This window comes from Mesorhizobium sp. 113-3-9 (genome assembly GCF_016756515.1).
In the GTDB taxonomy this organism is placed as follows: Bacteria; Pseudomonadota; Alphaproteobacteria; order Rhizobiales; family Rhizobiaceae; genus Mesorhizobium.
Genome location: NZ_AP023246.1, coordinates 5,244,039 through 5,255,299 on the forward strand (window position 1 = coordinate 5,244,039; position 11,261 = coordinate 5,255,299).

Consider the following 11,261-nt stretch of genomic DNA (forward strand, 5'->3'; position numbering starts at 1 on the left):
TTAATCACAACAGGCTCGCATGGCCTGGTTCGGGAGCGTCTGGCGGACGCCTTCACGGGTCGTGTGCAAGTAACGAGGGACCGCGTCGCGCGTCCCGAAGGACGCGCGATCTGTCGATTTAAGCTACTGATTTTACGCCGGTATCTTGACCACGACCTCGGTCCGAGTGCCGGCTTTGGGCTCGAACGAAGCGGACTTTGTTTTCGAACCATCGACTTCAAGCGAGATCGTCTTGGTCTTTTTGTCGCGAATGACATCAACCTTGATCTCGGCGCCAAGCATCTTGAGCGTGGCCTGATAGCCATCCCAATGGCTGGGCAGTTTCGGCCGGAACGTGATCTGCTTCCCGCGCCGTTCGATGCCGAGGATGCCCTCAACCGCCGCCCGGTAGAGCCAGCCCGCCGAGCCGGTGTACCAGGTCCAGCCGCCGCGGCCGCCCTTGTCCTCTCCGGCATAGATATCGGCCGCGACCACATAGGGTTCGACGCGATAGTGTTCGGTCGAGGCCTCGTCGATTGCGTGGTTGACAGGGTTCAGCATCGAGAAGCAGCGATAGGCTTCGTCGGTCTGTCCCATCTCGGCGAGCGCGATGACGAACCACGTCGCAGCGTGGGTGTACTGGCCGCCATTCTCGCGCACACCCGGCGGATAGCTCTTGATGTAGCCGGGGTCTTTCTGTGTCTTCGAGAAGGGCGGCGTGAACAGTTTGACGATCTTGAGCTTGTCGTCCACGAGCAGGCTGGTTGCCTGCTGCATTGCCGTCGTCGACCGCGCCGGGTCGCCCTCACCCGAAAGCACACTCCAGGACTGGGCGATGGAGTCGATCCTGCACTCTTCGGACGTGCGTGAGCCCAAGGGCGTGCCGTCATCGAAGCTGCCGCGCCGGTACCATTCGCCGTCCCATGCCGTGCTTTCAAGCGCCCGCTTCAGCGCATCGGCATGCTTTGCCCAGGCCTGCGCGCGCTTGCTGTCGCCCTCGGCCTTGGCGACGGTGGCGAAGTCGCCCAGCGTCTTCAGCAGGAACCAGCCCAGCCACACGCTCTCGCCCTTGCCGTGTTCACCGACACGGTTCATGCCGTCGTTCCAGTCGCCGCCAAGGATCAGCGGCAGGCCGGCAGGACTGCTGCGCTTGATGGCAAGGTCGAGCGCCCGCGCGCAATGGTCGTAGAGCGACACCGTCTTTTTCGAGATTTCCGGGGTGAAGAAGGCATCGTGCTCGCCCTCGCCCAGCGCCTGCCCATCGATGAATGGCAGCTGCTCCTTCAGGATCGCGGCGTCGCCGGTTACCGTCAGGTAGCGCGCCGTCGCATGGGCCAGCCACACCACGTCGTCGGAGATCATCGTGCGCACACCGGCTCCGGTGCGGGGCAGCCACCAATGCTGCACATCGCCCTCCGGGAACTGACGCCTCGCGGCGTTGAGGATCTGGTCGCGCGCCAGCGTCGGATCATGCGCCAGCAGCGCCAGCGTGTCCTGCAGCTGGTCGCGGAACCCGAAGGCGCCACTTGCCTGATAGAAGGCCGAGCGGGCGCGGATGCGGCAGGCAAGGCTCTGATAGGGCAGCCAGTGATTGACCATGGCGTCGAGCCCCTTGTCCGGCGTCTCGACCTGGATGGTGTCGAGGAAGCCGCGCCACTCGCGCTCGTTGTCGGCCAAGCGCTGGTCGAAATCCTTGTCCCGATGCCTTTGCACCAGCGCGCTCGCCTGCGCCGCGGAATCGGCATCGCCGAGCAGCCAGAGCAGCGTGACGTCGCCGCCGGCCGGGATCTCGATGTCGCGGGCGATCGCCGCGCAGGGATCGTCTCCGGCCTCGACGCGACCCGACAGCGCCGCGCCGCTCAGCACCGCCTGCGGCAGCTCGCTGGACCCGTGCCGGCCGAGGAACTCGGAACGATCCGCCGTCACCGAATGAACAGCGGCATCAGCGGCGAGGAAGGCCACGCGCTCGCTGAAATCGAGCCCGTAGGGGTTTTGCGCCAGCAACGCGCCGGTCGCGCTGTCACGGGAGGGAACGATGGTCGCCGCGGTGCGTGACCGGTGCCCGCCAAGCACCCATTCGGCATAGGCATAGACGCGCAGCCGCGCCGGTACCGAGCCGGAATTCTGGATGCGCAGCCGCGTGATCTTCACCGGATCAATGGGGTCCACGACATGGGTCAGGTCCATCGACAACGGCCCGCGCTTCGAGCGGAACGTCGAGAAGCCCTGCCCGTGCCAGGCCTCGTAGGTCATCGAGGGATCGCGCACCATGGCGGCGAGCGGCGAGAACGCCCTGCCGCTGGCCTGATCGTAGATATAAATGCCCTCGCCCGGTCGGTTCGAGACCGGATCATTCGACCACGGCGTCAACTGGTAGTCGCGGCTGTTGCGGCTCCAGCTGAAGGCGGCACCCTCGGCTGAGGTGTGGAAGCCGAACGAGGCGTTGGAGACGACGTTGATCCAAGGCTGCGGCGTGCTGCGCCGGCCAGCCAGGCGCACCACATAGTGCCGTCCGTCGCCGTCGAAGCCGCCAAAGCCGTTCCATTGATTGAGGCCAGTGCCATCGGCGCTGACATCCGCCACGGCCTGCGAGGCGAATGCATGCGCCGCTGGCGCCGGAATCTCGCGCAGCGTCGGCAACCCGGCCGGCACAAGCGCGTCGCGCGCCTGCAAGGCGGCCGCCTCGGCCCGCTCTATTTGATCGAAGATGGTGCCGTTGCGCGTATGCAGCACCACCCGGGCGACGGCGAGCAGCGTCTTGTAGGTGGTCTCTTCCATCAGGTCGCGGCGCACCGCGAAAATGTGCTGGCGGGGGCCTAGTTCCTTGCCGCGCAGACGGCTGTTTTCGCACAGCGTCTCGACTGCCCGCTGCAGGTCCTGGACATAGGACGAGGCCTGCTCGTTGACGACGACGAAGTCGATCATCATGCCGCGGGTGCGCATATATTCCTGGAAGCGCAGCGCCTGGGCTACGATTTCCAGGTCGGCTACGTCGCCGATCCTGACCAGGAAGATCGGAAAATCGCCCGAAATGCTGGTCGGCCACAGGCTCGACTGCTTGCCCAGGCCCGAAGCGATGGATTCGGCCGGCAGTCGCAGGAACGCATCGGGATAGATCAGATAGCGTGCCAGTTTCTGCACATTGGCGGCATCAGTCAGGCTGAGGCCCATATGGCGGGTCTGCACCTGGCTGCGGGTCCAGGCAAGCATCGCCTGGCGGGCAAAGCTCTCCTGATGGTCGAGCCGATTGATGGCCTCGTCCAGCTCGGCGCGATTGGCCCCGACCACGGTCCAGAAGGTCAGCGATATCTTCTTGTTGGCGGGCACGCGCACCTGGCGGCGGAGCGAGGCGATGGGATCGAGTGTGAAACCGGAATGGCCGCCAAGTCTTGCGCCTGGATCGAAAGCGGCGGCATCGACGATGGAGCGGCCACGGCCGATGAAGGCGCGTCTGTCGGTCTCGGCCTCCGCATCGCGCGCCGGTCCGGACGGATCGGTGACGAAATGCGCCAGGGTGATATCAGGCTCGCTGGTTTCGCGCTTGCGGCGCGTGGCGAAGATCGCGCCGTTGTTGGCCGCGATTTCGGTCTCCACGAACATCTTCGAGAAGGCCGGATGGGCGTTGTCGGAAGCCTCCGAACCCAGGACCAATTCGGCGAAGGACGTCACCTCGATGTGACGATCGGATGTGCTTTCATTGTAGAGCGTTATGCGACGGCCTTCGCCATTGCCTTCGGAAACGACGATGCATTCGACTTCGGAGCGCAACGTGCCGACCGATTTGACGAAGCTCGCCTTGTCGTCGGAGAACAGGGTCTGCACCTTCTCCTCGGCCGCGCGCTTGGGCTCCGCCGTTGCCGACCACCAGTCTCCAGTGCTGACGTCACGCAGGAAGATGTAGGAGCCCAGACGGTCCTCGACCGGATCCGGCTGCCAGCGGGTCACGGACAGATCGCCCCAGCGGCTGTAGCCGGAACCGGTCGCCGTCACCATCACCGAATAACGGCCGTTCGACATAACATTGGTCGATCGCAGCGCCCGCAAGGGATCGAGCACGATGCGGGTGTCGGGGCTCTCGGTCTCGGTCTCGTCCTTGGCTCGCTCGTCCGCTTCGGTCCTGACGGTGGCGGTCGGGATGTCGCGCGGCGCCCTTTCCTGCAGCAGCAATTCAGCCGATTCAATAACCGGATCGCTGTGGAAACGGTCGCGCAGGCGACCCTCGAAGATCGCGTCGGCGACCGCCGCGATCGACATGCCCGAATGGTGCGCATAGTAATTCAGCACGACCGCGTGGTTGGTACCTTCAGGCACGCGCTGCGGCGTGAAATCGACCGCATCGTAATAGCCATGAGGGCCAAGCGCACCGATCTCGCGCAGCCGGGACAGGTTCTGCACGGCTTCGCGCGGGTTGAACTGCGCCGCCAGGATGGTGGCGTAGGGCGCGATCACCGTGTTCTGGCCAAGTCCGCGCTTCAGCCCAAGCCCGGGCACGCCGAAATTGGTGTACTGATAGGTCAGTTCCCGGTCACGGGCATTGTAGGCAGCTTCCGAAATGCCCCACGGCACGTTCTTCTGGCGGCCGTACTGCATCTGGCGCTTGATGATCAGCTTGCTGGTCTGGTTGAGGATCGAGCCTTGCGGCTCCTTCATCACCAGCGGCGGCATCAGATACTCGAACATCGAGCCCGACCAGGACATCAGCGCGCCCTGGAAGCCGATCTCGACGATTGGGCGGCCGAGCCGGAACCAATGCTCGGTAGGCAGGTCGCCCTTCGCGATGGCGAACAGGCTGGTCAGCCGCGCCTCGGAGGCGAGAAGGTCGTAGCAGCTTTCGTCGAGCTGGTGCTCCTCGACCCGGTAGCCGATCGACAGCAGCTTGCGTTCCGGCCGCATCAGGAAGGCGAATTCCATCTCGAAGGCGAAGCGACGCGTACGCTCGCGTAAGGTCAGGAGCTTGGCGCGCAGCGCTTCGACGGCGTTGTCGTCGCTGTGGGCGTCGTGGACGTGCGCCTCGCAGGTCGCTTCCAGCCTTGCCGCCCAATCGACGATGACGTCGCTCTGTGCCGACACTGCCTCGGTGTGGATGGCGGTGGCCAGCTTGCGGATCTCGCCCGCCAGCACGGCAAGGTTGATGGTGCGGATCGAGGCCATTTCCGGCTGCGCCTTGATCGTCTCCACGGCACGCCGCATGCCGTCCAGGCGGTCAACGAGGCGCTGTCGCAAGGGCCGCAACTGGCGGCGATCGTCAGGCAACTCATCGAGGCTTTCGCTCAGAATGGTCACCGTGTCGAGAATGCCTTCGAAATCGCCCTGGAGGTGAACGGAAGGGGCTTCCGCCCACTCGGCACAGGCGGCTGCCACCGCCACCAGGTGGCCGGCGAGATTGCCGCTGTCGACAGCCGAGATATAAAGCGGGTAGAGCGGCTTCAGCGTCGTGGTGTCGTACCAGTTGAAGAGATGGCCACGGTGGCGCGGCATGCTCTCGATGGTCGTCATCGTGGCGTCGATGCGGGTGATGGCATCGGACAGGCTGATCCAGCCGAAATCGCGCGCCGAGACGACCGACAGCAGGTAGACACCGACATTGGTGGGCGAAGTGCGCGGTGCCACGACCGGTGCCGGGCTTTCCTGGAAATTGTCCGGCGGCAGATTGTGATGCTCCGCCGTGACGAAGCTTTCGAAATAATGCCAGGTGCGCCGCGCCACGGTGCGCAGCGCATGGATGTCGGCCTGCGATATGCGCAGGCGATCCTCGGTTTCGGCCGAGCGGCTGATCCAGCTGGCGATCGCCGGCGAACCAATCCAGAACAGGGCGAAGAAGAAGGCGACGAAGGCGCCGGTGGAATCGGCCAGCACCGGAATGGCTAGGCCGACGAAGCCGATGATCACGGCGCCGTACATCATGCCGTAGTAGGAGCCGACATCATTGTCGCCGGCCTTGTGCGCCTGCGAGGCGGTGCGCCATTCCAGAAGGTTCTGGCGGCTGACGAACAGCCGGTAGAGCGTACGCACGATGGCATCGCCCATCATCCAGGCATTGTGCGCCATCAGCACGATCTTCAGCGCCACCATGGCGGTGCCGAAGGCGACGTCGCGCGCCAGCGCCGAGAAATGGCCGCGCGGCGTCTGGTCGCCGCTCTTGGGCAGGATGGCGTTGACGACGTCGAAGGTCGGCGCCATGAACAGGCTGAGGATCAGCAGCGCCTGCCACTGCGCGGCCTGCGTGAAGGGCAGCAGGGTCCAGCCGGCGATCGCAGCCATCACCCAGAAGATCGGCGTCAGCGAGCGGCGCAGGTTGTCGACCATCTTCCAGCGCGACAGGGCCGGAACGCCGGAGCGCGGATCGAGGATATAGCCCAGAAGCTGCCAGTCGCCGCGTGCCCAGCGATGATGGCGCGAGGCGTCGACCGAGTAGCGGGTCGGATAATCCTCGACCAGTTCGACGTCCGTGACGAGCGCCGCGCGCGCCAGCGCGCCTTCGAGCAGATCGTGGCTGAGGATGGTGTTTTCCTCGATGCGGCCCTGCAGGGCGGCCTCGAAGGCATCGACGTGATAGAGGCCCTTGCCGGTGAAGGAGCCGTCACTGAACACGTCTTGATAAAGATCCGAGACGGCGAAGACATAGGGGTCAAGGCCGCGATTGGCCGAGAACACGCGCTGGAAGAACGAGGCCTCGTCGCCTGACGTCAGCGAAGCGGTGATGCGCGGCTGCAGGATCGTGTAGCCGGCGGTGACGACGCGCCTGGTGGCGTCGAAATGTGGGCGGTTGAGCGGATGACAGAGCTTGCCGACGAGGCTCGCCACCGCATCGCGGGTCGTGCGCGTGTCGGCGTCGAGCGTCATCACATGGACGACTTTCTCCGGCAGCGGAACATCCAGCGGCAGGAAGGTCGTGTCGCTGTCACCACGCAGCAAGAGGTCGAGCTCATGCAGCTTGCCTCGCTTGCGCTCCCAGCCCATCCAGGACCCTTGAGCCGCGTTGAAGAGCCGGCGGCGGTGCAGGATGTAGAAACGCGGCGCGCCTTCCGAGGGATAGCGGGCGTTGAGACGGGCGATCTCGGCACGGGCGTATTCGAGGATCTCGGTGTCGGCCGCATCGATCTCGATCTTGCTGTCGGGCCAGTCCGACAGCAGCGCGAAATGGATCTCGTCCACCAGATTGGCCAGGTAATGCACTTCGATGTTGCGGATGTTCTCCTCGACATCGTCACGCGAGCCGATCAGCGAGGGGACGACCACAAGGGTGCGCGCCTCGGGCGGCACGCCGTGCCTGTAGTCATAGCCGATCAGGCGTGTCGGCTTGAGGAACAGCGAGACCACGGTGTTGAAGAAGGCGAGCGCGCCCTCGCTCGCCGGCACGGCAAACAGCGCCAGCATCAGGACGATCGAGGTTACCGAGAGGCCGAGATTGGCCAAGGCATTGCCGGTGAGGACAAGAAGCAGGGCGGTCAGCGCGAAGACCGGCAGGACGATACCAAGCCATCCGGTCTTGGCGAAGGCCCGCTTGACTGTCTGGCTGATCGTCGGCCGATAGCCGATCGCCTTTTCCAACTCCAGACGGCGCGGACCGACGAGATAGAAACCGACATCGGTGTGAGTGGATGCCGGCGGCGTATCACCCTCTTCAATGCTGCCCGATCCTGTCTCACCGGTGGCGTGGCCGGCCAGTTCGATCGCCTTTTCGGCGACGCGGTATTCCGACAGGTTGGAGCGGCGCGCCAGTTCCTCGATCGCGGTCCGGTATTGGTCGCGGGAGAAGAAGTCGAGCGCGGCGAAATCGGTGCGTTCGCGCAACACGGTATCGATGCGGCTGACGCCCTCGAACCATACCGTCCAGTCGACGTCGTTGATGAGGCGCAGGCCGCGGATGATGTTGCCGGTCGTCACATTGCCGCTGGACAGCGTGTGATGCTCGGAGATGATGATCTCCTCGGCATCTGAGCCGGTCTTTTCAAGCTCGCCTTCCAGCCATTCCAGGGCCTTGCCGGCATTCTGCGACCCATCGCGCAGGCGATAGAGAAGCTGGGTGGCAAAGGTGGTGTCCTGCGCGTGGGCACTGAAATTGGCCAGGATCGCCTGCCGGTCGGCGCTGTCGTCGGTCGCCAGCACTTTGTCGGCCACATCGTTGGCGATCTGGCGCATCTGGCGGGTGCGATTGACCCTGACCGCCAGCCGGCGGAGATTCTCGATCAGCACGAAGCGCAGAAGCGACGGCAGCGCCCAGAGTTCGCCGATCTTCAGCGGCTCGACCGACTGAAAGCCTTGGACGATGGACTTGAACATGGTCGCGGAGACGGAACTGTCCGAATGCGCGACATAGGTCCAGGCCAGCGCCAGCGCACGCGGCACGGTGCCGCCGTCAGGTAGTTTCAGAGTCGGCAATTGCCGGTAGAAGCGGCGCGGCAGGTCGCGCTTGACCTGGAAAATGGTTTCTTCGACGAGGTAATTGTTGTCGAGCAGCCATTGCGCGGCCGGGGTGATCGTTTCGCCCTTGGCCTGCGCCGCATTGGTCGAGCGATAGACTTCGAGGATCTTCTTGGCGCTGTCGCGGATACGCGCCTGGAAGTCGAACGGAATAAGCCCGAACAGGTCGGTGAGATCGCCTTTTGCCAGGCTTTCGCCGAGCAGCCGGAGCCGCTCCTCCGGCAGGAATGTCGACCTTATCGGCTCTTCCGTAATGGCCGGGAAGCTGGCGCTGGTCTTCTCGATCTGGGCTGGGTTCGTCTGAATATTCATTGAAAATTCCGTAAGCGGGCACTCAGCGGCGTCACCGCCACGGCAATGGCCCTAAAACCGGTTCAAATGCAATTGGTTGCATAATCCCACTTGCCGAAAGTTTGTTTCCGCACCGCGACAGGGCGTCATCTCTCGGCAAAATTCCAAGACGAGCGCCCCTCTTCCCGTCGAGTTCGATCGGCGGAGAGGATTCGGGCTTTTTCGTGATGCCGGCAAGAGCTTACGCTATATTTCGCCGGCAGCACGATCATGTTTGGAAACAGGCGGTAACCGTTGGCGCGAAGGCGTCAGGCAGCGATGGTTATACGGATCACGAACAGCGTCGTATCCCGAGCAGCCTCAATCCGCAGCGCGGGGGCATCCGGCCCGAGCAGCAGCGTGTCGAGCGGCCCGAGGCGAATTGACCCAGCCCCGGCGAAAGCGGCTTCGCCCTTGTGACAAAGGATGAGAGTCGAAGCGGCTTGGGTCGCGATTTCCGCAGGCCGCGAAATCACCAGACGCTCAACCGAATGCAGCGTGCGGCCACGGCGGGTCATGACGTTGAGATCGGTGATCGGGCCGGCGATCAGGGCGGCGCTGGTCGGCTGGTCGGCTGGAAAGGAAAAAGGCCGGGAAGCCGGTGTCAGCCGCGCCGCCGGCAGGCCGGCGATATCAAGCACGATGCCCTCGCCCTCCAGCACCGACAGTGTGCGGTCGATGCCGGCAAAGGTGGAGAATGGCCCGCTGCCCTCGACACGGGCCATCGAGACGCGCCAGTCGAAGTCATCGAGGCCCGCCCCGTCGGGTGAAACGGCGATCTCGGTCGTCGTGCCGCCGCCGTTCTTCCACGGCATGACGCGGTAGTCGGCGGCACGAAGAATGCGCATGATCTCAGCCGAGAATGCCGGGCAAATTGAGCTGATGCTCCTTGGCGCACTCAATGGCGATGTCGTAGCCGGCATCGGCATGACGCATGACGCCGGTCGCCGGGTCGTTCCACAGTACGCGCTCCAGGCGCCTGGCGGCGTCGGGCGTGCCGTCGGCGACGATGACCATGCCGGCATGCTGCGAAAAACCCATGCCGACGCCGCCGCCATGGTGCAGCGACACCCAGGTAGCGCCGGACGCGGTGTTGAGCAGTGCGTTGAGCAGCGGCCAGTCGGACACGGCATCGGTGCCGTCCTTCATCGCTTCGGTCTCGCGGTTCGGCGAAGCGACCGAGCCGGAATCGAGGTGATCGCGGCCGATGACGACCGGCGCCTTGAGTTCGCCCTTGGCGACCATCTCGTTGAAGGCGAGGCCGAGCCGGTGGCGGTCACCCAGGCCAACCCAGCAGATGCGGGCCGGCAGGCCCTGGAAGGAAATGCGCTCGCGCGCCATGTCCAGCCAGTTGTGCAGATGGGTGTTGCCAGGCGTCAGTTCGCGCACCTTGGCGTCGGTCTTGTAGATATCTTCCGGATCGCCGGAGAGTGCCGCCCAACGGAACGGGCCGATGCCACGACAGAAGAGAGGGCGGATATAGGCCGGCACGAAGCCAGGAAAGGCGAAAGCGTTCTCGAACCCTTCGTCCTTGGCGACCTGCCGGATGTTGTTGCCGTAGTCCAGCGTCGGCACGCCGGCGTTCCAGAACGCCACCATCGCCTCGACATGCTCGCGCATGGAAGCGCGCGCCGCCTTCTCGACCGCCTTCGGGTCGCTGACGCGCTTCTCGCGCCACTCGGCCATGGTCCAGCCCTTCGGCAGATAGCCGTTGATCGGGTCGTGGGCCGAGGTCTGGTCGGTGACCATATCGGGGCGGATGCCGCGCCTGAACATTTCCGGCACGATCTCGGCGGCATTGCCGAGCAGCCCAACCGACTTCGCCTCGCCGGCCTTGGTCCAGCGCTCGATCATCTCCATCGCTTCATCGAGCGTCTCGGCCTTCTCGTCGACATAGCGGGTGCGCAGGCGGAAATCGATCGAGTCCGGATTGCATTCGATCGCCAGGCAGCAGGCGCCGGCCATGACGGCGGCGAGCGGCTGGGCGCCACCCATGCCACCAAGGCCGCCGGTCAGGATCCATCTGCCCTTGAGATTGCCGCCATAATGCTGGCGGCCGGCTTCCACGAAGGTCTCGTAGGTGCCCTGCACAATGCCCTGCGTGCCGATGTAGATCCAGGAGCCGGCCGTCATCTGGCCGTACATCATCAGACCTTTCTTATCGAGCTCGTTGAATTTCTCCCAGGTCGCCCAGTGCGGCACGAGGTTCGAGTTGGCGATCAGCACGCGGGGCGCATCGGCATGGGTGCGGAACACGCCGACCGGCTTGCCGGATTGCACCAAAAGTGTCTCGTCTTCACCAAGCGTCTTCAGCGAGGCAACGATGCGGTCGAAATCATTCCAGGTGCGCGCCGCCCGGCCGATGCCGCCATAGACGACCAGCTCGTTAGGATTTTCGGCGACGTCGGGGTCGAGATTGTTCATCAGCATGCGCAGCGGCGCTTCGGTCGTCCAATACCTGGCGTTGAGCTTGTCGCCGCGCGGCGCACGGACTTCACGGATGTTGTGGCGGGGATTGTTCATCATTG

The 11,261-nt window shown here is 64.5% G+C and carries 3 protein-coding genes; all 3 read right to left on the reverse strand.

From position 1 onward, the window contains the following. Window positions 1–132 precede the first annotated feature (132 nt). Window positions 133–8,715, reverse strand: a complete 8,583-nt coding sequence (locus tag MesoLj_RS25755) for a GH36-type glycosyl hydrolase domain-containing protein (protein WP_202323006.1) — start codon at window positions 8,713–8,715, stop codon at window positions 133–135. A 287-nt stretch (window positions 8,716–9,002) separates the two neighbouring features. After that, a complete protein-coding gene (locus MesoLj_RS25760) occupies window positions 9,003–9,581 on the reverse strand; it encodes a HutD/Ves family protein (RefSeq protein ID WP_202323007.1) in 579 nt (192 codons plus the stop codon). Window positions 9,582–9,585: 4 nt separating this feature from the next. Beyond that, on the reverse strand, window positions 9,586–11,256 hold the full coding sequence (gene hutU, locus MesoLj_RS25765) for a urocanate hydratase (RefSeq protein WP_202327462.1): 1,671 nt from the start codon (window positions 11,254–11,256) through the stop codon (window positions 9,586–9,588). Window positions 11,257–11,261 lie beyond the last annotated feature (5 nt).

What these genes read in the sequence shown, in the direction of transcription:
- MesoLj_RS25755 (WP_202323006.1), bottom strand. Translation starts at nt 8,715, where the DNA reads ATGAATATTCAGACGAACCCAGCCCAGATCGAGAAGACCAGCGCCAGC.
- MesoLj_RS25760 (WP_202323007.1), bottom strand. Translation starts at nt 9,581, where the DNA reads ATGCGCATTCTTCGTGCCGCCGACTACCGCGTCATGCCGTGGAAGAAC.
- hutU (WP_202327462.1), bottom strand. Translation starts at nt 11,256, where the DNA reads ATGAACAATCCCCGCCACAACATCCGTGAAGTCCGTGCGCCGCGCGGC.